The organism is Serratia sp. HRI (assembly GCF_010119335.3).
Classification (GTDB): domain Bacteria; phylum Pseudomonadota; class Gammaproteobacteria; order Enterobacterales; family Enterobacteriaceae; genus Serratia; species Serratia nevei.
Window position 1 is genome coordinate 3,029,612 of sequence record NZ_CP083690.1, and the last position, 24,807, is coordinate 3,054,418.

The 24,807-nt window shown below is 58.9% G+C and carries 21 protein-coding genes and 1 pseudogene; 9 read left to right on the forward strand and 13 right to left on the reverse strand.

What is annotated here, in order from left to right:
- Positions 1–18 precede the first annotated feature (18 nt).
- The 3 genes and pseudogenes from nirC to nirB all read right to left on the reverse strand — a co-directional run.
- Positions 19–492: pseudogene (gene nirC / locus GF111_RS14505) on the reverse strand (nitrite transporter NirC); the annotation flags it as partial.
- 16 nt (positions 493–508) lie between these two features.
- Positions 509–835 (reverse strand): nitrite reductase small subunit NirD, encoded by a 327-nt coding sequence (gene nirD, locus GF111_RS14510; RefSeq protein WP_094460850.1) that lies wholly within the window; start codon positions 833–835, stop codon positions 509–511.
- A complete protein-coding gene (gene nirB, locus GF111_RS14515; protein WP_147190217.1) occupies positions 832–3,381 on the reverse strand; it encodes a nitrite reductase large subunit NirB in 2,550 nt (849 codons plus the stop codon). The genes nirD and nirB overlap by 4 nt, the downstream gene beginning before the upstream one ends.
- 302 nt (positions 3,382–3,683) lie before the next feature.
- Here nirB and GF111_RS14520 point away from each other — a divergent pair, with 302 nt between their 5' ends.
- Positions 3,684–4,952 (forward strand): cytosine deaminase, encoded by a 1,269-nt coding sequence (locus GF111_RS14520; RefSeq protein WP_217354313.1) that lies wholly within the window; start codon positions 3,684–3,686, stop codon positions 4,950–4,952.
- A 346-nt stretch (positions 4,953–5,298) separates the two neighbouring features.
- Positions 5,299–6,867, forward strand: coding sequence for a phosphodiester glycosidase family protein (locus GF111_RS14525; RefSeq protein WP_080441719.1), 1,569 nt, complete (start codon positions 5,299–5,301; stop codon positions 6,865–6,867).
- A gap of 48 nt (positions 6,868–6,915) precedes the next feature.
- Here GF111_RS14525 and GF111_RS14530 read toward each other — a convergent pair whose 3' ends face one another.
- The 5 genes from GF111_RS14530 to GF111_RS14550 all read right to left on the reverse strand — a co-directional run bounded on the left by GF111_RS14530 (position 6,916) and on the right by GF111_RS14550 (position 12,367).
- The gene (locus GF111_RS14530) at positions 6,916–7,938 is read right to left on the reverse strand and encodes a YdcF family protein (RefSeq protein WP_147190361.1); all 1,023 of its coding nucleotides are present in this window, start codon (positions 7,936–7,938) and stop codon (positions 6,916–6,918) included.
- 356 nt (positions 7,939–8,294) lie between these two features.
- Positions 8,295–9,479, reverse strand: coding sequence for an MFS transporter TsgA (gene tsgA / locus GF111_RS14535; RefSeq protein ID WP_033636290.1), 1,185 nt, complete (start codon positions 9,477–9,479; stop codon positions 8,295–8,297).
- A gap of 191 nt (positions 9,480–9,670) precedes the next feature.
- A complete protein-coding gene (locus tag GF111_RS14540) occupies positions 9,671–10,651 on the reverse strand; it encodes a LacI family DNA-binding transcriptional regulator (protein WP_038878117.1) in 981 nt (326 codons plus the stop codon).
- 73 nt (positions 10,652–10,724) lie between these two features.
- Complete coding sequence (locus GF111_RS14545) at positions 10,725–12,032, reverse strand: 6-phospho-beta-glucosidase (protein ID WP_080490831.1); 1,308 nt, start codon at positions 12,030–12,032, stop codon at positions 10,725–10,727.
- Positions 12,029–12,367 (reverse strand): PTS lactose/cellobiose transporter subunit IIA, encoded by a 339-nt coding sequence (locus tag GF111_RS14550; protein WP_047730826.1) that lies wholly within the window; start codon positions 12,365–12,367, stop codon positions 12,029–12,031. The genes GF111_RS14545 and GF111_RS14550 overlap by 4 nt, the downstream gene beginning before the upstream one ends.
- A 353-nt stretch (positions 12,368–12,720) precedes the next feature.
- Here GF111_RS14550 and ppiA point away from each other — a divergent pair, with 353 nt between their 5' ends.
- The 3 genes from ppiA (at position 12,721) to btsR (ending at position 15,857) form a co-directional block, all read left to right on the forward strand.
- Complete coding sequence (gene ppiA, locus GF111_RS14555) at positions 12,721–13,290, forward strand: peptidylprolyl isomerase A (protein ID WP_047729697.1); 570 nt, start codon at positions 12,721–12,723, stop codon at positions 13,288–13,290.
- Positions 13,291–13,446: 156 nt separating this feature from the next.
- Entirely contained in the window at positions 13,447–15,132 is a 1,686-nt protein-coding gene (locus GF111_RS14560; protein WP_033636285.1) for a sensor histidine kinase, read from the forward strand.
- Entirely contained in the window at positions 15,132–15,857 is a 726-nt protein-coding gene (btsR, locus tag GF111_RS14565; RefSeq protein ID WP_047729698.1) for a two-component system response regulator BtsR, read from the forward strand. Before GF111_RS14560 ends, btsR begins: the two co-directional genes overlap by 1 nt.
- Here btsR and GF111_RS14570 read toward each other — a convergent pair whose 3' ends face one another.
- Both GF111_RS14570 and GF111_RS14575 read right to left on the reverse strand, forming a co-directional pair.
- Positions 15,858–16,145, reverse strand: coding sequence for a type II toxin-antitoxin system RelE/ParE family toxin (locus GF111_RS14570; protein WP_217354312.1), 288 nt, complete (start codon positions 16,143–16,145; stop codon positions 15,858–15,860).
- A gap of 8 nt (positions 16,146–16,153) precedes the next feature.
- Entirely contained in the window at positions 16,154–16,423 is a 270-nt protein-coding gene (locus GF111_RS14575; RefSeq protein ID WP_147190363.1) for a hypothetical protein, read from the reverse strand.
- A gap of 210 nt (positions 16,424–16,633) precedes the next feature.
- Here GF111_RS14575 and GF111_RS14580 point away from each other — a divergent pair, with 210 nt between their 5' ends.
- From GF111_RS14580 to GF111_RS14590, 3 genes are all read left to right on the forward strand, one after another.
- Complete coding sequence (locus GF111_RS14580; RefSeq protein ID WP_147190365.1) at positions 16,634–18,160, forward strand: helicase HerA-like domain-containing protein; 1,527 nt, start codon at positions 16,634–16,636, stop codon at positions 18,158–18,160.
- 72 nt (positions 18,161–18,232) lie between these two features.
- On the forward strand, positions 18,233–18,808 hold the full coding sequence (locus GF111_RS14585) for an aminodeoxychorismate synthase component II (RefSeq protein ID WP_038878095.1): 576 nt from the start codon (positions 18,233–18,235) through the stop codon (positions 18,806–18,808).
- A 131-nt stretch (positions 18,809–18,939) separates the two neighbouring features.
- Complete coding sequence (locus tag GF111_RS14590) at positions 18,940–20,157, forward strand: aspartate aminotransferase family protein (protein ID WP_047729701.1); 1,218 nt, start codon at positions 18,940–18,942, stop codon at positions 20,155–20,157.
- A gap of 40 nt (positions 20,158–20,197) precedes the next feature.
- Here GF111_RS14590 and GF111_RS14595 read toward each other — a convergent pair whose 3' ends face one another.
- On the reverse strand, positions 20,198–22,276 hold the full coding sequence (locus GF111_RS14595; RefSeq protein ID WP_055313005.1) for a YccS/YhfK family putative transporter: 2,079 nt from the start codon (positions 22,274–22,276) through the stop codon (positions 20,198–20,200).
- 50 nt (positions 22,277–22,326) lie between these two features.
- Complete coding sequence (gene crp / locus GF111_RS14600) at positions 22,327–22,959, reverse strand: cAMP-activated global transcriptional regulator CRP (RefSeq protein ID WP_004090925.1); 633 nt, start codon at positions 22,957–22,959, stop codon at positions 22,327–22,329.
- A gap of 382 nt (positions 22,960–23,341) precedes the next feature.
- On the opposite strand from crp, the gene GF111_RS14605 reads away from it, so the two are divergent.
- The gene (locus GF111_RS14605) at positions 23,342–23,749 is read left to right on the forward strand and encodes an OsmC family protein (protein ID WP_004930372.1); all 408 of its coding nucleotides are present in this window, start codon (positions 23,342–23,344) and stop codon (positions 23,747–23,749) included.
- A 38-nt stretch (positions 23,750–23,787) separates the two neighbouring features.
- Here GF111_RS14605 and GF111_RS14610 read toward each other — a convergent pair whose 3' ends face one another.
- Entirely contained in the window at positions 23,788–24,657 is an 870-nt protein-coding gene (locus tag GF111_RS14610) for a phosphoribulokinase (protein ID WP_047729703.1), read from the reverse strand.
- Positions 24,658–24,807: the final 150 nt, after the last annotated feature.

The following is a 24,807-nucleotide window of genomic DNA, read 5'->3' on the forward strand; positions in this document are numbered from 1 at the left end:
TTATCGACGTGGGGGCGGGATGCGCCTGAAGAACAGCACTTCGGCCGGCGCGGTGGTTTTCGCCAGCGCGGCGCTGTGCACCAGGCTGGTATCTACCGGCAGCAGGCTGCCGCCGCCGTAGTAATACATCAGCGCCACCAGCACCGAGCCGAGCAGGTTGCCGAGCCAGGTTTGCGGCAGCACCGCCCACATCTGGCTCTGGCGGATAGTGCCGGCCTTGACGCCGAGCGTCAGGAACATCGTATGGCCGGTGAACAGCTCGGAACCGGCGATGATCACCAGCGTCAGCGCGATGCCGAAGGTGGCGCCCATCACCAGCGGCCGCACGCTTGGGTCGACCAGGTTGCCGAGGGTGAAGATCAGGATGATGCCGAGGCCGACGTAGGCGCCGGCCATCGCCGAGCTGATCCAGAAGCCGAGCGGGCTCTCCTTCGCCAGGCGGACGATGCGCGCCGCGTTGGCGGCGCATTTGTTGATCGTGTCGGTAAACATGTTGCCTCCCGAAAGGTTATGCCGCGACGTGCACGATGCCGTCGACCACCCGGCTGGCGAAGCTGGCGACGGAGCGGCTGTCGTCTTCCAGACAGTGGCCGTCGTACAGGCGGAAATGCTGTTTCTTCAGCGGGCTGGCGACCCACAGCTCGCCCTGATGCTCGGCGATGAGGCCGCGCGACAGCACGCTGGCCTGGGCGAACGGGTCGATATTGCTGATGGCGAACACCTGCTCGTCGGCATAGGGGCGGAACACCGCCACCTGCCGATCGCCGATCAGGGCGCACACGCCGGTGCCGGGCAGAATGTCGGCGACGGGACAAACGGTAATCCACTGGCTCATGCGTGGCTCTCCTCGGTATCGATCAGGGTGACGTGAATGCGCTCGTCAGGGCGCGCCGGGCGGTGCTGGTCGCGTTCGGCCACTACCTGCACATTCGGATCGCGCAGCGGGCTGTTGATGAAGTGGGCGAAGCGCAGCTGCGTTTCCGGATGCTCGACGGTCTCTTTCCACTCGCAAATCACCGCATCGCGCAGGCGGGCGATCTCCGCTTCCAGTTGGTCGTTGATGCCGAGCTTGTCGTCGACGATCACCTTGCGCAGATAATCGATGCCGCCTTCCAGGCTTTCCAGCCACACCGAGGTGCGCTGCAGCTTATCGGCGGTGCGGATATAGAACATCATGAAGCGGTCGAGGTAGCGCACCAGCGTCTCGCGATCGAGGTCGGCGGCCAGCAGGTCGGCGTGGCGCGGTTTCATGCCGCCGTTGCCGCAGACGTACAGGTTCCAGCCGTTCTCGGTGGCGATGATGCCGACGTCCTTGCCCTGCGCCTCGGCGCATTCACGGGTACAGCCCGAGACGCCGAACTTCATTTTGTGCGGGGTGCGGATGCCTTTGTAGCGATGTTCCAGCGTGACGCCGAAGCCGACGCTGTCGCCGACGCCATAGCGGCACCAGGTGCTGCCGACGCAGGTTTTCGCCATGCGCAGCGCCTTGGCATACGCGTGGCCGGTTTCAAAACCGGCGGCGAGCAGCTTGCGCCAGATGGCCGGCAGATCGTCTTTCTGCGCGCCGAACATGCCGATGCGCTGCGAGCCGGTCATTTTGGTATAGAGGTTGTATTCCTTGGCGATCTGGCCGATGGCCAGCAGGCCGTCCGGGGTGATTTCGCCGCCGGCGGAGCGTGGGATCACCGAGTAGGTGCCGTCTTTCTGGATATTGCCGAGGAAGTTGTCGTTGGTATCCTGCAGCGGCGTATGCTGCGGCTTGAGGATGTATTCGTTCCAGCAAGAAGCCAGCAACGAGCCGACGGTGGGTTTACACACTTCGCAGCCGTAGCCTTTGCCGTATTTGGCCAGCAGCGCCTCGAACGACTTGATGCCTTCGACGCGGATCAGGTGGAACAGCTCCTGGCGCGAATAGGCGAAGTGTTCGCACAGGTGGTGGTTGACCTCGATGCCTTGCTTGCTCAGCTCGGCGTTCAACACCTGAGTGAGCAGCGGGATGCAGCCGCCGCAGCCGGTGCCGGCCTTGGTTTCTGCCTTCAGCGCCGCCACGGTGTGGCAGCCTTTGTTGACCGCCTGGATGATGTCGCCTTTGCTGACGTCGAAGCAGGAGCAGATCTGCGCGCTTTCCGGCAGCGAATCCACGCCGATGGCCGGTTTGCTGCCCGCGTGGGCCGGCAGGATCAGGCCGTCCGGGTTTTCCGGCAGTTCGATGCCGTTCAACGCCAGCTGCAGCAGGTTGCCATAATCGCTGGTGTCGCCCACCAGCACCGCGCCGAGCAGGGTTTTGTTGTCGGCGCTGACCACGATGCGTTTGTAGACTTCTTTGCTTTCATCCAGATAAACGTAGCTGCGGGCGCCCTCGGTGCGGCCGTGGGCATCGCCGATGCCGCCGACGTCCACGCCCAGCAGCTTCAGCTTGGCGCTCATGTCGGCGCCCTGGAAGCCGTTTTCGCGGCCCAGCAGGTGATCGACGGCCACCTGCGCCATTTTGTAACCCGGTGCCACCAGGCCGAAGGTGCGATCGCGCCAGGCGGCGCACTCACCGATGGCGTACACGTCCGGATCCGACGTCTGGCAGCTGTCGTTGATGGCGATGCCGCCGCGGCGGCCAATCTCCAGCCCGCACTGACGCGCCAGCTTGTCCTGGGCGCGGATGCCGGTGGAGAACACGATGAAATCCACTTCCAGCAGGCTACCGTCGGCGAAATGCATGGTTTTGCGCGCCGTGCCACCGCCGTTGACGATCTCCTGGGTATTTTTGCCGGTGTGTACCTTGACGCCCATGCGCTCGATCTTGCGGCGCAGCTGGTCACCGCCCATCGGGTCGAGCTGTTCGGCCATCAGCACCGGAGCGAACTCGATCACGTGCGTTTCCACCCCCAGGCTTTTCAGCGCGCCGGCGGCTTCCAGCCCCAACAGTCCGCCGCCGACTACCGCACCGCGTTTGCTGCGGCGCGCGCAGGCTTCGATGGCGTTCAGGTCTCCGATGGTGCGGTAAACGAAGCAGTCCTGGCTATCCGAGCCTTTAATCGGCGGGATCCACGGATAGGAGCCGGTGGCCATGATCAGCTTGTCGTAATAGACGGTGCGGCCGGTGTTGGAGTGGATGACCTTCTCGTCGCGATTGATGGTGATAGCGCGCTCGCCGACCAGCACCTTCACGCCGTGTTTTTCGTAAAAGCCTTCGCGCACCAGCGACAGCTCTTCGGCGGTGTGGTGCGAGAAGTAGGAGGAAAGGTGCACGCGATCGTAAGCGATGCGTGGCTCTTCGCAAAATACGGTGATTTCGAACTGGTCTTTGTCTGCTTTATCCAACAGATCTTCGATGAACCGGTGGCCGACCATGCCATTGCCGACGACGGCAAGTTTGACTCTGCTCATTATTGCCTCAAAATTCTGGTTTCCTAGGCTTACCTTATCTCTCCCGATGGGCAATTTATTGATGCAAATCAATCACACCCTTATATACCTCTAACGTGGTATATAGATGATTTTTCACGTTTTTTGATAAGTTGCGGATTTTATTCACCTTTAGCTGAAGCGAGTCAGTTTGCATGCAAATTACCCCGCAGGGAGTAAACGCAGGGGTAGGCAGGCAACGGCGACTTTGTCAGCGCGATCCGCTGCCAGTATGATGAAGAAAACCTGCGCAACGGCAGAGGTGAAGGGTGGCGAAACGTCCATTGAGGTTTATCGACAACTTGCGTTTAAGCGGGCATGAAGGGTTGTGGCAACTGGCGATCGAACAGGGGCGCATCGCGCATCTGGTGCCGCAGCCGGAAGGGCAGGAGTGGCGCAGCGACGTGTTGGATGCGCAGGGCGGGCTGGCGTTGCCGGCGTTCGTCGAACCGCATATTCACCTGGATACCACGCAAACCGCCGGTCAGCCGGCCTGGAACCAGTCCGGCACGTTGTTCGAGGGCATTGAGCGCTGGGCCGAACGTAAAGCGTTGCTGACCCATGAAGACGTCAAACAGCGCGCCTGGCAAACGCTCAAGTGGCAGATCGCCAACGGCGTGCAGTATGTGCGCACCCACGTTGACGTTTCCGATCCCACGCTGACCGCGCTGCGTGCCATGCTGGAGGTGAAGCTGGAGGTGGCGCCCTGGGTGACTCTGCAGATCGTCGCCTTCCCGCAGGAGGGGATCCTTTCCTATCCCAACGGCGAAGCGCTGCTTGAAGAGGCGCTGCGGCTGGGGGCCGACGTGGTGGGTGCCATTCCGCACTTCGAATTCACCCGCGAATACGGCGTGGTGTCGCTGCATAAGGCGTTCGCGCTGGCGCAAAAATACGATCGGCTGGTGGACGTGCACTGCGATGAAATCGACGACGAGCAATCGCGCTTCGTCGAGACCGTGGCGGCGCTGGCGCTGAAGCTGGAGATGGGAGCGAAAGTCACCGCCAGCCACACCACGGCGATGCACTCTTACAACGGCGCTTACGCCTCGCGGCTGTTCCGCCTGCTGAAAATGTCCGGCATCAACTTCGTCGCCAACCCGCTGGTGAACATTCACCTGCAGGGGCGTTTCGACAGCTACCCGAAACGGCGCGGCGTGACGCGGGTGAAGGAGATGCTGGAGGCAGAGATCAACGTCTGCTTCGGCCATGACGACGTGTTCGATCCCTGGTACCCGCTCGGTACCGCCAACATGTTGCAGGTGCTGCATATGGGGCTGCACGTGTGCCAGCTGATGGGCTATGGCCAGATCGACGATGGGCTGAAGCTGATCACCCACCACAGCGCGCGCACCCTTAACCTGAGCGACTACGGGCTGGCGGCCGGCAACAGCGCCAACCTGGTGATCCTGCCGGCGGAAAGCGGCTTCGACGCGGTGCGCCGCCAGACGCCGGTGCGTTATTCGATTCGCCAGGGGGCGGTGATCGCCGAAACGCGGCCGGCGGAAACCACGCTGCATTTGCAGCAGGATGAGACGGTGGATTTTCGGCGTTAGCCGGTTCCTTTGCCCGCGACAATGATGGTGAACATTATATGTCGTGGGCGACCCTCTCGCGATAATTCCGGTAACGCGAGGTACATTATTGTTCGGCCAGTTAATGATTCTCTTTATAACCTGGAGTATCTAATAATTAATCGTTTAAATAATTTTAAGTGTGTTTTTTACCATGGAATGCGACTCATTAGTTATTTTTATCCTATATTTTCACTTCTTGTCGGATAATGGGTTGTTGATATTGATTCTAGTCAACTATTTGAGGGTTTTTATTTAATCCTGTGGATATTCTTTGGGTTGTGGTCTAATTTCCAGGGATTGGTGATTAACTTTATTGGTGTCTGACATGCAAGGATTGATGATGATTTTACGCCGCGTAGCATTGTTTAGTTTCCTGGTTTTTGGCGGGGCATGCTATGCGGCGCCTGCTGGCGAAGGTAGCGTTACGGATCCGACCAATGATTTTGATGACATAAACATTCAGGATCCCAATTGTGATAAGCGTGCCACAGAGAAATATTCGGCTAATGAATATAGGTATGCCATGTTCACGATGTGTGAAAAATATGTCGATGGGAAGATGGTTTTAATTCTATGGGTGAACAAGTATCAAGATTACAGTACGGGTTTTTGGTACGATTGGGAAGATCCTTATAAGTTGAGCCTGTTGGTTGGCATAAAACATGACGAAACAGGGCGAGAAAGTCAGCAGATCTTTCAGTTATATGGATTTGGCAGGGATAAACGATTCGTCAGGGTGATACCAACACCAAGGTCTGGGAAATATACGTTTACTCTCAACGCGACCGTACATTCTGATAAAATAGGCAGCAGTAATGATATCTATGTTCGTCTAAGTAAAGTCGTAAATATTGGTCCCGATGGCGCTAATGTTTTAATGAAGCTGACGGATGCGATAGAAAAAAACAAAGATGCGCCATTCGTATACACTTTTGATAAAGACCATCAGATACCAATGCGCTCAGGCATTGACGAGTACTATGCCAATAACCAAAATGGGACACTGCTGGTTATTCCCAATGTGAGGAAATTGGTGCCGTCATTGCTGTTGGACATGAAAAAGCGGACATCGCTACGGTGCGAAAAGAATGACAATGCGTCAACGGACGATGGGGTTAAACAATCTAATGAAATTTATTACCCTGTTGGTGCATGGGGAAGGTTGGCTTTTCCCGATATTGTGCTGAACGTTAACTATTTTGATATCAGGCCACAAAGACGTGGCAGTACCTGGATAAGTAACGGTTGTGCAACGCCGCTTGGTATGTACTATGACAATATTAAAGACGGTGCAACGCAGCCGGAGCTGGAAACCGGTGACTATTTCCCCGGGCTGCGTCATTTCGTCGATGAGCATAATAAAGCTGCGCCGGTCGACACACTTTTTTGGGAAATGAATCAGCCTGGTATTCCGTTGCACATTGTAAATAACACCGATCGGTTTAGTACTGAAGCCACGCGTTTGGCCGATAGGCTAAGCAATATGAGGGCTCAGTTTGTGGCCTTTTCTGGAACCTCGCTGATTCCACGGCGTGATGACGGCCCAGAAGGTCAGCCGGATAACGGGCCGGCTCAAACGACCCGGATTGCCCTGGGTTACCATAACAAGCAGGATCGTCTCTATATTTTTCACGGCGGTGCCTACCGTGACGGTGTTGACCGCGAGGATCTGACCGCGTTGTTCCGGGCATTGGAGGCCAAGATGGCGGTAGAACTGGACGGCGGTGGTTCCGCCGCATTGGTTATCAAAAACGGCATTGCAAAATGGGGCGGCGGCGAAGCGCCCAAGAGCAGCTGTCCTAACTCTGGCGCTTGGTGCTCGCCGATAAAACAACCCGACGGGAATGCCCGACCGGTGCCTTCCTGGTTGGGAATCGAACTGAGTCGGCCCTGAACAGTGATATAACTCCCGGCGGGCAGCGAGTCATCCGGGAGCGCGCCATCAGTTTAACGAAAATTCAGGTGCGGCCGAAATCATATACAATCCATAGGCGCGTAGCGCATCACGATAGATACCCAGTTTGCGTTTCCCTTCGAATTTCATCTCTTCTTCGGAGGCGTCTGGGGCCGCGACGGTTGTGATGTTATAGTGTTCTCCTTTGGCCAGGGCGAGGGATTGCAAAATGACATGGCACCTGCGCACATGGGTTGCGGAACTGACGATGACAATGTCATTTCGTTTTGCTTGTTTGATGATGTAACGTGAATAAATAAAGTTTTCTACGGTATCTGTCGCGTAGTTTTCGGCAATTATCCTGTTTTCGTCTATTCCTTGGGCAATCAGCCATTGCTTCATTTCGATACCTTCACTTTTGTCATTTCTCGGCACACCACCCGTTACGATAATTTTAGCCTCAGGTAACATTTTCGCCATGGCTAAGGTTTTTTTCAGCCGGTCTATCAATATATTATCCATGACGCCATCCTCTTTTAATGCATAGCCTAAGGTGAGTATTAGCGCTGGCTTGTCTGTGTTGTAGCCGACGGGGAGTGTTTCCGCTGTTGGCATAGCTAATTGCTCATTGATATTGCCGATTATGGTCGCCACATCTTTCGCTCGCTGCGCACTGATTTTCCTTAGGGCCGACATTTCGTTGGTAATTGATTGCCCCAGGTAGTGTTTGTACATCACCAGATAGGTCAGCGCATCAATATCACCACCGGTTTGGGTATTTATTCCGGCGTAGACGTCCAGTGCTTTATTAATATTTCCTTGCAGTATATAGGTGTTTCCCAGGCTAAATAGGACGTCCAGGCGTTGTGGTGCACTCTGGTGAGCCGAGGATAGCGCATTTTCCAATTTTTCCAGGTTATAAATCTCATAGGCGTTTTTCGCAGTTAAGAGAAACTGGTGTGTTGCGTTACGCGAGTTAATGGCTGAAGCCGTTGTGAATGACGTGTTTTTACCATAGACAGGAGCATGGCTTATCAAAGATAAGAGCAAGGCATAAAATATAATCTTCATTTATGAGATTCCTTTATATATATTTGATGGTAATATTTTAGAACCGAATGCGTGAAAATGATAAGTGAAATGGCTAAGTGAGCGATATTCGCCGGTAGGCCAGTGTTGTTTTTTATTAATCGGAGTTTTCAAATATACAGGGCGTTGGCATTTTATACAATGCCAATTTAATCACGCTCCGTCACCCCGCGAATTGGAGATGAAATTCGGTTATGCCGCCGGCCCAGGGCGCGTTAGCCCGGTCTACGGAAAAGCGGGAGGAATAAAAAATGCCGGCCAGGGAGAAGTGGCCGGCATTTATCTAAGGAGAGAGGGCATTCTCAGTCAACGACGATGAACTCAGCCCTGTGTGCGGATCAATGTGTCACGTGACCGTGGCTGCGGTGCTTGGTCACAAAGCCCAGCAGCAGACACATCACGAACACCGCCAGGTACAGGCCGTTGGCGGTGGTCAGCGCCGCGTGCGCGCCGCCTTTCGCCACGATCGGGCCGGTGACCACGAAGGTCAGCATGGTGCCGATGGTGCCGCAGGTCAGGATAAAGTTGACCAGCTTCGGTGAGGAGACCTTGGTCTGCAGCGAGCCGAGGGTGATCAGCGTGGTGTAGATGGCGCTGGAAACGAAACCCAGGGCCATGATGTAGTAGCCCAGATGCTCCGGGTTGTCGGTGCTGACGAACAGGTACATCGCGCCGGTAGCCAGTGCGGCCAGCACGGTAACGATGCGCTGCAGATCGAAGAAGCGCAGGATGAAGCTGAACACCCACATGCCGACCATGTAAGAGGTCCAGAAGTCGCTCACCAGCTTACCGGCCTGGCCGATGTCCATGTTAAACGATTTGGTGGCGTACTCAGGCACCCACTGAATGAAGCCCAGCTGGCCGAGGATGTAGCACAGCGCGGCGATCGACAGGAACAGCACGCCGATGCCCCATTTTTCTTTCTCGACCGGCTGACCGGCGTCGGCGCCTTTCTTGCCCAGCACCGGGAATTCGGAGCACAGGGTCAGCACGAAGATCCCCACGTACAGCAGGCCGATGCAGGCATAAACCCAGTACCAGCCGATGTGGCGGGCCAGCAGCATCGCGGCGACGATCGGGAAGATCATCCCAGCCATGCTGAAGAAGGAGTCGGTGAACAACAGGCGTGAACCGCGCTGGCGGCCGGCATACATGTGCGTGATCAGGAAGGTGCCGATCGACATGGTGATACCGCTAACCACGCCGAGGATAAACATGCACAGCGAGAACATGGTCAGGCTCTTGCCGAGCATCAGCCCTGCGACCGCCAGCACCATCAGGACAAAGCCGAAGATCAGCTGACGCTTCAGCGGGATGATTTCCATCAGCCAGGCATTGAGGAAGATCGAAATCAAAATACCGGCGTTGAGGAAAGTAAAGGTGTTACTCATGCTGGAAACCGGCAGGTTAAAGTACTCTGCAATGTTTCCCATCACCATCCCTGTGACGATCACTAAAGCACCGGTCAGCGCGTACGAAAAGAAGCTGATCCAGGTAAGCCGTATGCGGTTACTGTCATTCATTGTATAGGCCTGAATATGTCTGTTAGAGGTTTTAACGCTGGCATAAGGCCGCTGGCTTTTCCTGGCAAACGCAGAAAAAAGTCCCGATCAGGCCACCAGGGGGCGGATCCTAGCACAGACAACGGGATTTTTTGTGATGGCTGTCGATTTTTTGATGTAACCAATGAAGGGGCGATGCGCATTATTGTGATCTATTTGCGCACCGTCACAATGGAATCACGGTTGACGATCGTCGGCTCAAACCGGTGCGCCGGGGTGGCGGGGTCGATCAGCCTGCGCGCCGCGTATTGGGCCATCTCGCTGATGGGAAAATGGACGCTGCTCAACGCCGGGCGCACGAAAGGCGCGCGTTCGCCGCTGTCGTAGCAGATCAAGGAGATATCCTGCGGCACCCGCAGGCGGTGCTCGTTGATTGCCAGCAGGGCGCCGATCGCCATCTCTTCGTTGCAGCAGTAGATGGCGCTGGGCCGTGCGGCTTGCTGCAGCAGACGATCGGCGCAGCGGTAACCGCTTTCCAGATCGTAGACGCCCTCCAGGCAGGCCACCGGTTCGATATTTGCCGCCTGCATCGCCTCTTCAAACCCTTGCAGCCGCAGGCGGCTCGACGGGCGCTCACGCGGGCCGCTGATGCAGGCGATGCGCCGGTGCCCGGCATCGAGCAGTTGCTGCGTCGCCATACGGCTGGCGAGCGGGTGATCGAAGGTGACACAGCGGGCTTCCAGCCCCGGCACCAGACGATCGAGCAACACGAAATCACGTTGTTCCGCCGCCAATTGGCGCAGCCGATCGTCGCTGAGAAAACGCACGTGCAGGATCACGCCGTCGCAGCGCAGGCTAAATAGCCGCTGTATCGCCTGCCATTCGTTTTCGGCGCTGTTGCGGCCCTGGGTCACCAGCAGCTGTTTGCCGTGGGACTCGGCCTCGGTCTGCACGAAGTCCATCAGTGCGCCGAAGAAGCCGCCGCGGTACGACGTGGTGACCAGCCCGAGGGTATTGCTGTGGCTGGAGGCGAGCGCGCGGGCCGCCGGGTTGGGGGTATAACCGAGCTGGGCGACGGCGCGTTCAACCTTCTCGCGGGTCGGCGCCTTGACGTTGCTGTCGCCGTTCACCACGCGCGATACGGTGGCGCGCGAAACGCCCGCCAGCGCCGCGACATCTTCCAGTGTCACCATCGTCCCACTCCTGAATTACGGCTAAAAAAATGGGTTCGGCGCGCCGAACCCCTGTCTGGCTGCGTATAGCCGCTTACCTGAACTGCGGCAAATACGGCGCGTTTATCGTCAACACCTCGTCCAGCAGCGGCTGCGCCAGGTTGGCGTTGCCCACTAACGGGTTGGCGATCAGCGCCAGCAACCCGCTGCGACGATCGCCGTGCACCGCGGCTTCGATGGTTAGACGTTCGTAGGCTTTCACCTGCTGCGTCAGGGCCTGCATCGGCTCCGGCAGCGGGCCGAAGGTCAGCGGGTGTGCGCCCTGAGCATCGACGATACAGTTGATTTCTATCACAGCATCGTCCGGCAGGCCATGGATTGCGCCGCGGTTTGCGGTGTTGACCACTAATTGCGTGCCGAGATTATTATGGATAGCACGAATCAGCTCCAGCGCAACTTCGGAATAGAAAGAACCGCCGCGGAAGCTGAGCTGTTCCGGTTTCGTGTTTAACTGCGGATCGGCATACAGCTCGAACAGCTCTTTTTCTACCTGCATCACCTGCTCGGCGCGGGTGCCGCGCTCGCCGGCGGCGGCCATCTCTTCCGCCAGCATCTCGCGGGTCTGGTAAAAATAGCGGTGGTACGGGCAGGGGATCGCGCCGAGCGCGCGCAGGAAGTCCGGCTGCCAGGGCTCTTCCTTGATGTTGTTCATGGTCAGCGCCGCACCGTCGCACAGCATGTCGATCACCTTGGCGGTGACGTCGCATCCCAGGTGCGTGACCCGATGCACCCAGACCATGTGGTTTAGGCCGGCGAACTGCAGCTGTACGTCGGCGTAAGGCGCCTGCAGCATGTTGGCGATCATGTGATGCATGCTGATCGGTACGTTGCACAGGCCGATGATCTTCGCTTTGGTAAAGCGAGACACCGCCTCGGTGACGATACCGGCCGGGTTGGTGAAGTTGATGATCCAGGCGTCCGGCGCCAATTTTTCCACCCGGCGAGCGATATCCAGCATCACCGGTATGGTGCGCAGCGCTTTGGCGAAGCCGCCGACGCCGGTGGTTTCCTGGCCGAGCAGTTGGTATTTCAGGCCCAGCCGTTCATCCGCGGCGCGCGCCGGCAGTTGCCCAACGCGGAACTGGGTCAGCACGAAAGCGGCGCCGCGAATGGCGTCGTCCAGCGCGAAGTGCACGCTGACCTTCACCTGTTCCAGCCCGTGGCGCGCCAGCATGCGGCGGGTCAGAGCGGCGATGGTTTCCACTTTTTGCCGGCCCGGTTCGACGTCCACCAGTGCCAGTTCGGTGACCGGCAGCTCCTCGATGCGCTGGATCAGTCCGTCGACCAGTTCGGGAGTGTAGCTGCTGCCGCCGCCGATCACGGCGATTTTGAGCGTGCTCATGGGCGGCCCTCCGTCGGCGACTGACGGCGATAGAGCTCGATCATGTCGTCGGCCAGATCCTGGATCACCATGGCGTTCATCAGATGGTCCTGCGCATGCACGGTGATCAGGTTGATCGTCAGCTTGCCGCAGCCTTCGTCCAGGCCGATCAGCTCGGTCTGGATCAGGTGCGCCTTCTTCACCCACTCTTTGGACTCGGCCATGTGTTTGGCCGCGGCGGCGAAGTCGCCGGCGCGCGCTTGCCGCAGCGCCATCAACGCATTGCTGCGCGCGCTGCCGGAGAACACCAGCAGTTCCATGATGGTGCTTTCAAACTCGGGGCTGACTTCAGTCATCAATTCACTCACGTCATTTCTCCAGGGGTTGCGCGGCGATGCCGCCGTGGGATGCTTCAGTATCCGTTCTTTTTATAATGAGAGCGCTCTCATTTAAATAGAGTAACGACAATGCGTGTGCAAACTGGGAGGAAGATCGCAAAAACCGACCCAGAGTGGTGCGGGGCAAAAAATGCGTGATGCGGTTGGCAAAAAAGCCTTCTGCGCCCATACTTTCCGCAGCAAAATTCAGGGCCGCCTAGGATATGTCCCGTAATTGGGTAAATATAGGTAAATGGCTGGCACTTGCCGATACAGCTCTTTAGAATCAAAGCGCTTTTCCGTTGTTTGTCTCTCAGAGAAAGGACCCGTTAATGTTCAAACGTACTTTAGTGACCTTCGTCGCGCTGTGTTCCCTGACCGCAGTGGCGCCAGCCGCACTCGCCGCCGGTGAGACCCACGTCATGCTGACGACCTCGGCGGGGAATATCGAGTTGGCGCTCGACAGCCAGAAGGCACCGGTTTCCAGCCAGAACTTCGTCGACTACGTCAACAGCGGGTACTACAACAACACCATCTTCCACCGCGTGATCCCGGGTTTTATGGTGCAGGGCGGCGGTTTCACCGCTGACATGCAGCAAAAATCCACCAAGGCGCCGATCAAGAACGAAGCCGACAACGGCTTGCGCAACCTGCGCGGCACCATCTCGATGGCGCGCACCGCCGACAAGGATAGCGCCACCAGCCAGTTCTTCCTGAACGTGGCGGATAACGCCTTCCTGGATCACGGCCAGCGTGACTTCGGCTACGCGGTGTTTGGCAAAGTGGTGAAAGGCATGGACGTGGTGGACAAAATTGCCCAGGTGCCGACCGGCAACGTCGGCCCTTACCAGAATGTGCCGACCAAACCGGTGGTGATTCTGTCGGCTAAGGTGCTGCCGTAAGTTTTTTGGCCGATCCCGCCGGGGTCGGCCGCTCCTTCCTCCCGAAGCCTTGCCTTCATCACTGTTTTCTCCCGCGCCCCATGCTCTAATCGGCAGACAATAATCAGACCGGAAATCCGGCGTTCGCCCTTTGTTGTCTCTGGATGAGTTGCTGCCATGTATGAATTTAACCAGGTGCTGTTGCTGTTGCAGCAGATGTGCGTCTATCTCGTTATCGCCTATCTGCTGAGCAAAACCCCGCTGTTCATCCCGCTGATGCAGGTGACCATCCGCCTGCCGCACAAGCTGCTGTGCTACGTGATCTTCTCGGTGTTCTGCATCATGGGCACCTATTTCGGGCTGCACATTCAGGATTCGATCGCCAACACCCGCGCGATAGGCGCGGTCCTGGGCGGGCTGCTGGGCGGGCCGTCGGTGGGCTTTCTGGTCGGGCTGACCGGCGGCCTGCACCGGTATACGCTCGGCGGCATGACCGACGTGGCCTGCGCGATCTCCACGGTGTCGGAAGGCCTGGTCGGCGGCATCGTACACAGCATCGCCATGCGCCGGGGGCGCATCGAGCTGCTGTTCAATCCGCTGTTCGTCGGCGGCGTGGCGCTGGTGGCGGAAGTGCTGCAGATGGCGATCATCCTGGCAGTGGCGCGCCCCTACGACGAAGCGTTGCAGCTGGTGGAGCACATCGCGCTGCCGATGATGATCGCCAATACCGTCGGCGCGGCGATGTTCATGCAAATCCTGCTGGATAGGCGCGCGATGTTCGAAAAATACACCAGCGCCTTCTCTTCCAAGGCGCTGAAGATCGCCGAGCGCACCGAGGGCATCCTGCGGCAGGGGTTCGATCAGGAGAACAGCATGAAGGTCGCCCGGGTGATCTATCAGGAGCTGGGCATCGGCGCGGTGGCGATCACCGATCGCGACAAGCTGCTGGCGTTTATCGGCATCGGCGACGATCACCACCTGCCGGGCACGCCGATCGCCTCGGTGCATTCGCATCGCGCCATCGACAACAACGAGGTGGTGTACGCCGACGGCAATCAGCTCTCTTACTGCTGCTCGATCAATCCGGCCTGCAAGCTGGGATCGACGCTGGTGATCCCGCTGCGCGGCGAAAACCAGCGGGTGATCGGCACCATCAAACTGTACGAACCGAAAAGCCAGCTGTTCAGCACCATCAATCGTACGCTGGGCGAAGGCATCGCCAGCCTGCTGTCGGCGCAGATCATGGCCGGACAGTACGAGCGCCACAAGCAGCTGCTGGCACAGTCGGAGATCAAGCTGCTGCATGCGCAGGTCAATCCGCATTTCCTGTTCAATGCCCTGAATACCCTGGTGGCGGTGATCCGCCGCGATGGCGAGCGCGCCTGCGATCTGGTGCAGTCCCTCTCGACCTTCTTTCGTAAAAACCTCAAACGCTCGGATGACGAAGTCAGCCTGGCGGACGAGATTGAACACGTGAACGCCTACCTGCAGATCGAGAAAGCGCGCTTCGCCGATCGGCTGGAGATCGCGGTATCGCTGCCGGAGGCGTTGTTGGCGGTGCGGCTGCCGGCGTTCTCGCTGCAGCCGATCGTCGAAAACGCCATCAAGCATGGCACCTCGCATCTGTTGGGCGTGGGCCGCATCGAAATCGGCGCCTGCTGCGAGGGCGAGCATCTGCTGCTGCAGGTGACGGACAACGCCGGGCTGTTCCAGCCGAAACCGAACTGCAGCGGGCTGGGGATGAATCTGGTGGATAAACGCATTCGCGTGCGCTACGGCGAAGGCTATGGCGTGCAGGTGGATTGCCGGCCGGACGCCTACACCCGCATTACGCTCAATGTCCCCATGGAGAGGGCCGCCTGATGTTAAACGCACTGATTGTTGACGATGAACCTTCCGCGCGCGACAACCTGCGCCATCTGCTGGAGGCCGAGGCGGAGATCGCGATTATCGGCGAATGCGCCAACGCCATCGAAGCCATCAGCCAGATCCACCGACTGCAGCCGGACGTGGTGTTTCTCGATATCCAGATGCCGCGCATCAGCGGGCTGGAAATGGTCGGCATGCTGGATCCCAACCGCATGCCGCACATCGTGTTTCTGACCGCCTACGACGAATACGCGGTGCAGGCGTTCGAGGAGCATGCCTTCGACTATCTGCTGAAGCCGGCGGAGCCGAAGCGGCTGAGCAAGACGCTGCAACGCCTGCGGCAGCGCAGTGCACCGCAGGACGTGGCGGCGCTGGAAGAGAGCGCCGGTTACCTGAAATACATTCCCTGCACCGGCCACAGCCGCATCTATCTGCTGCGGTTCGACGAAGTGTTGGCGATCCGTTCCAAGCTGAGCGGGGTCTTCGTGGTGCGCAGCGACGGCATGGAGTGTTTCACCGAGCTGACGCTGCGCACGCTGGAAAGCCGTACGCCGCTGGTGCGCTGCCATCGGCAGTATTTGGTCAACCTGGAGCAGGTGCGTGAAATCCGCTTCGAAGAGGGCGGCGCAGCGGAGATGATCATGTCGGCCGGCGATCCGGTGCCGGTCAGCCGGCGCTATTTGAAGGCGCTGAAGGAACAACTGGGGCTGCGGGGGTGACTATGCCGGCGGCCACCGGCGGCGAGTATGCACGATGGCCAATACGATGACGCGCTGAGCCGCCCATTCATAGACCAGCAAACAGGACGGTGAGATGAGCCGCTCGCGCGTGCCGGCTATCCGACCCGTTTTCCCGCTGGCGGGATGATGCACGAGGCGTGCCGCCGCGTCAGCGATTTTTGCATCATTTTCTGCGGCGGCGGCCGGGTTTTTAAGTTCCAACCATTCATAAATTGCCAGACGATCGGCGATGGCGGGTTCCGTCCATGTCAGTTTCACAAAAGTCATTTTGTGTTTTATTGCGTTGATTTCGCTCTGCGTTCGGCGAAATAAGCGGCCACCTCTTCATCGTCGGCGAACTTGCCTTCACGCAACGCCTTGCGGCTCACCTCGACCTTTTCCTTCAACCACTGGTCGTACTCTTCCTGCTGCGCCTGGCGGCTGACAAACTCGCGCATGAAATCTCGCAGCAGTTGCGAAACCGTGCGATCGGCGGCCTTTGCCGCGCTGGCGAAAGCAGTTTTTAACTCTTCATCCACGCGAATTACCACGGTAGATTCAGACATGGTATTTACCTCGTATATACAGCGTAATGGTCGCTATAGCACTGGTGCTTTATTGTTCAAACAAAGACGCTCTGACGCTAAGCGCAATCTGAATTCATCAGGCTCCGACGGTACCCATTTTGTTTGTCCTTGACGGGGTTACGCGGCGCTTATAGCTTTATTGCATCAACAGGCGCGTTTCGCGCCGCGTCAGCGTCAAAGGAACAGAAAATGAGTGAACCACGGATTATCGCCAAAGCGATGAAAGACGGAAAACCGGAGCAGGATCTGGTGATTTTGCCGGCGTTGGCCAACCGCCACGGGCTGATCACCGGGGCAACCGGCACCGGTAAGACGGTGACGCTGCAGAAAATGGCCGAACAGTTCTCGCGCATCGGCGTGCCGGTGTTCCTGTCCGACGTGAAGGGCGATCTGTCCGGCATCGGCGCCGAGGGCGTGCCTTCCGAGAAACTGCAGGCGCGTCTGGCGGCGATTGGCGTCACCGACTGGCAGCCGCAGGCCTGCACCATTATCCCGTGGGATATTTACGGCGAAAAGGGCCACCCGATCCGCGCCACGATTTCCGATCTCGGGCCGCTGTTGCTGGGGCGCCTGTTGGATCTGAACGAGGTGCAAAGCGGCGTGCTGCAGCTGGTGTTCAAGATCGCCGATGACAATGCGCTGCTGTTGCTGGACATGAAGGACCTGCGCGCCATGGTGCAGTTCGTCGGCGACAACGCCAAACAATTCCAGACTCAGTACGGCAATATCTCTGCCGCGTCGATCGGCGCCATCCAGCGCGGGTTGCTGACGTTGGAAGAGCAGGGCGCCAACCAGTTCTTCGGCGAGCCGATGCTGGACATCAACGATCTGATGAAAACCGACGCCAACGGTCACGGCGTGATCAACCTGCTGGCGGCGGATAAGCTGATCAATCAGCCGAAGCTGTATTCGGTGTTCCTGCTGTGGCTGCTGGCCGAGCTGTTTGAGCACCTGCCGGAAGTGGGCGACCCTGAACAACCGAAGCTGGTGTTCTTCTTCGATGAGGCGCACCTGCTGTTCAACGATGCGCCGGCGGCGCTGTTGACCAAGATCGAACAGGTGGTGCGTTTGATCCGCTCCAAAGGCGTCGGCATTTACTTCGTCACCCAGAACCCGCTGGACATTCCGGACAGCGTGCTGGGCCAGCTGGGCAACCGCGTACAGCATGCGCTGCGCGCCTTTACCCCGCGCGATCAGAAGGCGGTGAAGACGGCGGCGCAAACCCTGCGCGCCAATCCGGCCTTCGATGCCGAAACGGCGATCACCGAGCTGGGCGTGGGCGAAGCGCTGGTGTCATTCCTCGATGAGAAGGGCCGACCGAACGTGGTGGAGCGGGCGATGGTCATTGCGCCGGAATCCAAAATGGGCAGGCTCGGCACGGAAGGGCTGAACAGCGCGATCAACAAGTCGCCGCTGTATGGCCGCTATGAGGATATGATCGACCGCGAATCCGCCTACGAGAAGCTGTCGTCGGGTGGCTTCGCCACCGTCGGCACCCCGCAGCAGGGGCAGCAACCGCAGGCGCAACAGCAACAACAGCAGGCGGGCGGCGGCCTGATGGACGGCCTGAACGAGCTGCTGTTCGGTTCCACCGGCCCGCGCGGCGGCAAGCGCGACGGCATCGTCCAGACCGCAGCCAAGAGTATGGCGCGCGATCTCGGCCGCCAGATCCTGCGCGGCGTGCTGGGGTCGATCACCGGCGGCCGTAAAAAGTAAGCGGAAATTATCGTCGGCAGCGGCAGGTTAAATCAGTACACTGTGGCGGCATTTTTCTCTGCCGGACCTAACATGCTGCTGCTGATCGATAACTACGACTCCTTTACCTATAACCTTTACCAGTACTTCTGCGAATTGGGCGCCGAGGTGCTGGTGAAGCGCAACGATGAGCTGCAGCTGGCCGATATCGAGCGGCTGGCGCCGCAGCATCTGGTGATTTCCCCTGGCCCCTGTACCCCGAACGAAGCGGGTATCTCGCTGGCCGCCATTCGTCATTTCGCCGGCAAGCTGCCGATCCTCGGCGTGTGCCTGGGGCACCAGGCGCTGGGGCAGGCGTTCGGCGCCGAGGTGGTGCGCGCCCGCGCGGTGATGCACGGCAAAACCTCGGCGATTCGTCACCTGGGCGTCGGCGTGTTTCATGGCCTGAGCGATCCGCTGACCGTGACCCGCTATCACTCGCTGGTGCTGAAAGCCGATACGCTGCCGGACTGTTTTGAAGTGACCGCCTGGAGCGAGCGCGACGGCGTGCGCGACGAGATCATGGGCATCCGCCACCGCACTTTGGCGCTGGAAGGCGTGCAGTTCCATCCGGAAAGCGTGCTCAGCGAGCAGGGCCACCAGCTGCTGGATAATTTCCTCAAGCGTTAATTCCGCTGCGTTTTTTTCGCCCGTCAGGCGTTTTGCGTTTGCGCTTGATTGGTTTTTTATGCATATTTCGTGATTATGTTTTCAATCTGACATTACGATAGCGCTGAAAAACTTTCAGGGTGGAGCCGAAAATGACTGAAAAATCCGCAGTGAGCCGCAGTACCTTTGACCAGGTGATCCTGCCTGTTTATGCGCCTGCCCAGTTTGTGCCGGTGCGCGGCCAAGGCAGCCGGGTCTGGGATCAGCAGGGAAAAGAGTACATCGATTTTTCCGGCGGCATCGCGGTGACGGCGCTGGGGCACTGCCATCCGGCGCTGGTCGAGGCGCTCAAACGCCAGGGCGAAACCCTGTGGCATACCAGCAACGTCTTCACTAATGAGCCCGCGCTGCGCCTGGCAAGCAAACTGATCGACGCTACCTTCGCCGATCGGGTGTTCTTCGCCAACTCCGGCGCTGAGGCCAACGAGGCGGCGTTCAAACTGGCGCGCCATTACGCCATCACCCGCCACAGCCCGTACAAAACCAAAATCATCGCTTTCTATAACGCGTTTCACGGCCGCACGCTGTTCACCGTGTCGGTGGGCGGGCAGGCCAAATACTCCGACGGGTTCGGGCCGAAGCCGGCCGACATCGTGCACGTGCCGTTCAACGATCTGGCGGCGGTGAAGGCGGTGATGGACGACCACACCTGCGCGGTGGTGATGGAGCCGATTCAGGGCGAGGGCGGTATTACGCCGGTCGACGCCGGCTTCCTCAAAGGCGTGCGCGAGCTGTGCGACCAACATCAGGCGCTGCTGGTGTTCGACGAAGTGCAAAGCGGCATGGGGCGCAGCGGCAAACTGTTCGCCTATATGCATTATGGCGTGACGCCGGACATTCTCACCACCGCCAAGGCGCTGGGCGGCGGTTTCCCGGTCAGCGCCATGCTGACCACCGAAGACATTGCGTCGGTGATGCAGGTGGGCACCCACGGCACCACCTACGGCGGCAACCCGCTGGCCTGCGCGGTGGCGGAGGCGGCCCTGGACGTGATCAATACGCCGGAGGTACTGAGCGGCATCGAGCAGCGCCACACGCGGTATGTGCAGGCTTTACAGCATATCGGTGATAAATACGGTATTTTCACCGCGATTCGTGGCATGGGGCTGCTGATTGGCGCCGAGCTGACGCCGCATTATCACGGCAGGGCGCGCGACTTCCTCACCGCCGCCGCTGCGCGTGGGTTGATGATCCTCAACGCCGGGCCGAACGTGATCCGTTTCGCGCCGTCGTTGGTGGTGGAGCTGCAGGATATTGAGGCCGGCATGGCGCTGTTCGAGCTGGCGGTGCAGGATGTGATCAACGCCTGAAGCCCGCGCGGCATATAACGGGGCGCGGCATGCCGCGCCCTTATTGATCGCGCAGTTTGCGCTTGAGCCAGATGCCGTGGTGCGGGCGCTGGCGCCAGGCCAGCGACGAAATGGTGTGCATCACGCTCAGGTGCGACAAAATGCGCCGCAGATGGCGCTCCATCTCGGTAACGGGCATGTCCGGATGCAGATCCGGCGGCTGCATGATGCCGCTGTTGCCGCTGCTCGGGCCGTCGTATTCCAACCGCTGCTGGCAGCTTTGCAGCGCGATTTCACAGGTCTGCAGATACTCTTGCGCCAGTTTCGGCGTCAGCATGTAGTGCTCGCGCGCCAGAATGGTCATGGCGTTCAGGTGTTCGACGATGAACTGGCTGTGAGTGACCCACAGCCGCATGTCCGCCAGATAGTTTGACGCGAACCCCGGCTCCTGCATCGCCTGATTGAGCGAGGTGAACAGCGCGTTGTGCGCCTGGTTGACCTGCATGCGGGTATAGGCCAACGCGGTGGCGTCCGGTTCCGGTTGCTTCAGCATCAGCCGCAGCGCGGCTTGATCGTTCTCCAGCGCCTGATGGGCATTCTTGCGCAGCAGCCCGCTTTGCCACTGCGGCCACAGCCAAATGGTGCCGCCGAACGCCAGCACGCAGCCGATCAGCGTATCGATCAGGCGCGGTACCAGAAAATGCGAGCCGTTCAGCGCCAGCAGCTGCAGGGTGTAAACCGCCGTGACCGTAAAGCCAATCACCGACAGCCCGTAGTTCTTGCGCGAAACCAGGTAGGCCAGCAGGGTGATCACCAGCATGATGCTCAGCGTTTCTCCCTCCGGCAACTGCAGCTGCAGCAGCCCGGCCGCCAGCAATAGCCCGGCAATCGTGCCCAGCGCACGGTGCTGAATACGCACCCGGGTGGCGTTATACCCGTTTTGGCTCACCAGCATGATGGTGAGCAGGATCCAGTAAGGCTTCGGCAGGTTGAATACCGCACCCAGGCTGCTGCCGACCGCCAGCGTCACGCCCAGCCGCGCGGCGTTGCGCAGGGCGGTGGATTTGAACGACAGATAGCTGAGCAGCGCCGGCCAAAACGGCAGGCGGTGCTGGCCGGGCATCAGGTCGCGGCGGTACAGCGGATGCTGGGTGCGCAGCAGGCGGGCGATGCGGCTGAAGTGGTAATAACAAAACTGGCCGACCGGATTATCGGGATGCTGCGCCGCCATTTTTTCCAGCGCCGCCAGCTCGTGGGTCATGGAGAAGCGCTTCGAATGTTGATGGTAGAGAATATCGTGCGCCACCACGCGCAGCCGGCCGGCGATCACCTGAGCATTGCGGCGAATGATCGCTTCGGCCTGGCTCTGCTCCACCAGTTTTTGCACCTCTTCCGGCAGATGCAGGCTGACGGTGATGTGCTCCTGCAGGTCCATCGCCACCTGAAAGGCGCGCTGCAGGCGCTTTTGCTCGAGGTTGTTGGTGTGCGGCAGGAAATTAAGCTGTTGGTACAACAGGCTGATCAGATCCATCACCTTTTGCTGGCGCACCAGCAGCGGCGGCAGCGCGGTCTGCGGATCGGTGTGCTGGGTCAGCAGTGAGTATTTGGCTTCGAAATAGTCCGCCAGTTCCAGGTAGAGTTGGCTCAGCGTCTCGCGCATCGGCTGCTCTTTCCACAGCTTGAACCAGAACCAGGTGAATAAGCCGTACCAGGCGGTGCCGATCGCGTACAGCAGCGGCGCCTGCCAGATAGGCACCGTGCCGGCCGTGCTGAGGGCGAAGATGGCGGCTACCAGCGCCGCCGGCAACAGCCGGGCGTGCAGCGGGCTGATTTCGCCGGTGACGCCGAGCAGCAGCGCCAGGCCCAACATCAGCGCCGGCAGCGGCACGTGCCACAGCAGGGCCTGTTGCAGCAGCACGCCGCTGAAGGCGAACAGCGAACCGCCGACGATCAGTCGTTTAAAGAAGCGCTTATGCGGCGTATCCAGCCCGGCGATATTGCAGCAGGCGGGCACGAGGGAGAACATCAGGCCGAGCTGCAGCTGGCCTATCAGCAAGCCGAACAGCACCGGCAGGCACAACACCAGCGTTTGTCGCAGTGCGTAGTTGATTTCCGGGTGGTAGATCAGGCGGCGCCACATGGCAGAGAGCAGACAAAAAAACGGCGCAGACTGCGCCGTTTCTTCAGGGATTAACGGGTGCCGTAGACGACAATGGTTTTGCCGTGGGCGGAAATCAGGTTTTGATCTTCCAGCATTTTCAGAATACGGCCAACGGTTTCACGCGAGCAGCCGACGATCTGGCCGATCTCCTGACGGGTGATCTTGATCTGCATGCCGTCCGGGTGAGTCATGGCGTCGGGTTGCTTCGCCAGATTCAGCAGGGTTTGCGCGATGCGGCCGGTAACGTCCAGGAAGGCGAGGTTGCCCACTTTTTCGGAGGTGACCTGCAGGCGGCTCGCCATTTGGGCGGACAGACGCATCAGGATGTCCGGGTTCACCTGGATCAGCTGACGGAATTTCTTGTAGGAAATTTCGGCCACTTCACAGGCGGTTTTCGCGCGAACCCAGGCGCTGCGCTCCTGGCCTTCTTCGAACAATCCGAGCTCGCCGATGAAATCCCCCTGATTGAGGTAGGACAGGATCATCTCTTTACCTTCTTCATCCTTGATCAGCACCGCGACGGAGCCTTTCACGATGTAGTAAAGCGTTTCGGCCTTTTCACCTTGGTGAATCAGCGTACTCTTCGATGGATATTTGTGGATATGGCAATGAGACAGGAACCATTCGAGAGTAGGGTCTGTTTGCGGTTTGCCGAGAACCATTCGCTGTTATCCTCTGTTGTTATCGCTGCCTTGTGTCACAGGGGTCAGAGTTCCCTGTAAAACCCGCCTGTAGCCGCAGTCATGAGCGAGGGCTACCGGCAAGTTTTGAGGCGTGTCATAAAAATACGCTGTCGCTCTAGCATATTAACTTGCCGTAAGCGCTGCAAGCTACATTCTGTTAACATACCGGTAAAGGAGCCTTTCTCTGGGCGTTTCCCTGAAATTCAGTGTCCCGGAAAGATTTATTGCGGCTCTGTTTGTAGCACAGAGTAAGGCGGGTGTCTCGTGTTGTCTCGCTTCAGCATGATTAGCATCAGGTTACGTTGCCTGTTTCTATGCGAAAGCGTACTCTGATTTTAAGAAATCAACCGGAGTGACCAGAATGCAGGCAAGAGTTAAATGGGTGGAAGGGTTAACGTTTTTGGGTGAATCGGCCTCCGGCCACCAGGTGCTGATGGACGGTAACGCCGGTGATAAAGCGCCCAGCCCGATGGAGATGGTGCTGATGTCGGTGGGCGGCTGCAGCGCAATCGACGTGGTGTCCATCCTGCAAAAAGGGCGCAACGACGTGCGCGACTGCGAGGTGAAGCTGACCTCCGAGCGCCGCGAAGAAGCCCCGCGGTTGTTCACCCATATCAACCTGCACTTCATCGTTACCGGCCAGGACCTGACCGACAAGATCGTCGAGCGTGCGGTGAACCTGTCGGCGGAGAAATACTGCTCGGTGGCGCTGATGCTCAACAAGGCCGCCACGGTGACCCACAGCTTCGAGATCCGCCAACCGGCGTAATCGAGACGGAGCGCGGCCCGGCGCCGCGCTCAACGCATTTATTCGATCTTCTTGCCTTCCAGCAACCGCTGCACCAGCGGCGCCATGATCAGCTCCATCGCCAGCCCCATCTTGCCGCCAGGCACCACTAACGTATTGATGTGTGAGATAAACGAGCCCTGCAGCATCGCCAGCAAATAGGGGAAGTCAATTTGATCCAGCCCGCGGAAGTGGATCACCACGAAGCTTTCGTCCAGTGAGGGAATCGCCTTGGCGGCGAACGGGTTGGAGGTGTCCACCGTCGGCACGCGCTGGAAGTTGATGTGGGTGCGCGAGAACTGCGGCGTGATGTAGTTGATGTAATCTTCCATCGAACGCACCACCGAATCCATCACCGCTTCGCGAGAGTGGCCACGCTCGCCGGTATCGCGGATCAGTTTCTGAATCCACTCCAGGTTGACGATCGGCACCACGCCGACCAGCAGATCGACGTGGTTGGCCACGTCGTGGTGATCGGTGACCACGCCGCCGTGCAGCCCCTCGTAGAACAGCACGTCGGTCGGTGCCGGCAGCGGTTCCCACGGGGTGAAGGTACCCGGCACCTGATTGTAGGGCACCGCTTCGTCGTAGGTGTGCAGATACTTGCGCGAGCGCCCGGTACCGTTCTTGCCGTAGTCGATAAAGCTTTGCTGCAGCAGGCCGAAGTCGTTGGCCTCGGGGCCGAAATAGCTGATGTGTCTGCCCAGATCGCGCGCCTTGCGGATCGCCGCGTCCATTTCCGGCCGGGTGTAGCGATGGAAGCTGTCGCCCTCCAGCTCGGCGGCGCGGATGTTGAGCTGTTGGAAGATCTTACGGAACGCCACGCTGGTGGTGGTGGTGCCGGCGCCGCTGGAACCGGTCACCGCGATAACGGGATGTTTGGCAGACATGATGGTTGTCACTCCGTGTTGAATGCGCCGGCGTCAGGGGATTATTGTGGCTCTTGTTGACGCTCTTTATCTCAGGAAAAATGGCGCGCGCTGGTTTGCAATGCCCCATTGTTACCTGATTTTTTCCGTCAGTCATAGAACCGAGCGCCA

Excerpts from the sequence above, each read along its gene's own strand:
- GF111_RS14575 (WP_147190363.1), bottom strand. The coding sequence starts at position 16,423 with ATGTCTGAATCTACCGTGGTAATTCGCGTGGATGAAGAGTTAAAAACT.
- nirB (WP_147190217.1), bottom strand. The coding sequence starts at position 3,381 with ATGAGCAGAGTCAAACTTGCCGTCGTCGGCAATGGCATGGTCGGCCAC.
- GF111_RS14590 (WP_047729701.1), top strand. The coding sequence starts at position 18,940 with ATGACTGAAAAATCCGCAGTGAGCCGCAGTACCTTTGACCAGGTGATC.
- GF111_RS14530 (WP_147190361.1), bottom strand. The coding sequence starts at position 7,938 with ATGAAGATTATATTTTATGCCTTGCTCTTATCTTTGATAAGCCATGCT.
- GF111_RS14580 (WP_147190365.1), top strand. The coding sequence starts at position 16,634 with ATGAGTGAACCACGGATTATCGCCAAAGCGATGAAAGACGGAAAACCG.
- GF111_RS14525 (WP_080441719.1), top strand. The coding sequence starts at position 5,299 with ATGCAAGGATTGATGATGATTTTACGCCGCGTAGCATTGTTTAGTTTC.
- GF111_RS14560 (WP_033636285.1), top strand. The coding sequence starts at position 13,447 with ATGTATGAATTTAACCAGGTGCTGTTGCTGTTGCAGCAGATGTGCGTC.
- GF111_RS14545 (WP_080490831.1), bottom strand. The coding sequence starts at position 12,032 with ATGAGCACGCTCAAAATCGCCGTGATCGGCGGCGGCAGCAGCTACACT.
- GF111_RS14610 (WP_047729703.1), bottom strand. The coding sequence starts at position 24,657 with ATGTCTGCCAAACATCCCGTTATCGCGGTGACCGGTTCCAGCGGCGCC.
- GF111_RS14550 (WP_047730826.1), bottom strand. The coding sequence starts at position 12,367 with ATGACTGAAGTCAGCCCCGAGTTTGAAAGCACCATCATGGAACTGCTG.
- ppiA (WP_047729697.1), top strand. The coding sequence starts at position 12,721 with ATGTTCAAACGTACTTTAGTGACCTTCGTCGCGCTGTGTTCCCTGACC.
- GF111_RS14585 (WP_038878095.1), top strand. The coding sequence starts at position 18,233 with ATGCTGCTGCTGATCGATAACTACGACTCCTTTACCTATAACCTTTAC.
- crp (WP_004090925.1), bottom strand. The coding sequence starts at position 22,959 with ATGGTTCTCGGCAAACCGCAAACAGACCCTACTCTCGAATGGTTCCTG.
- tsgA (WP_033636290.1), bottom strand. The coding sequence starts at position 9,479 with ATGAATGACAGTAACCGCATACGGCTTACCTGGATCAGCTTCTTTTCG.
- GF111_RS14570 (WP_217354312.1), bottom strand. The coding sequence starts at position 16,145 with ATGACTTTTGTGAAACTGACATGGACGGAACCCGCCATCGCCGATCGT.
- GF111_RS14540 (WP_038878117.1), bottom strand. The coding sequence starts at position 10,651 with ATGGTGACACTGGAAGATGTCGCGGCGCTGGCGGGCGTTTCGCGCGCC.
- btsR (WP_047729698.1), top strand. The coding sequence starts at position 15,132 with ATGTTAAACGCACTGATTGTTGACGATGAACCTTCCGCGCGCGACAAC.
- nirD (WP_094460850.1), bottom strand. The coding sequence starts at position 835 with ATGAGCCAGTGGATTACCGTTTGTCCCGTCGCCGACATTCTGCCCGGC.
- GF111_RS14605 (WP_004930372.1), top strand. The coding sequence starts at position 23,342 with ATGCAGGCAAGAGTTAAATGGGTGGAAGGGTTAACGTTTTTGGGTGAA.
- GF111_RS14595 (WP_055313005.1), bottom strand. The coding sequence starts at position 22,276 with ATGTGGCGCCGCCTGATCTACCACCCGGAAATCAACTACGCACTGCGA.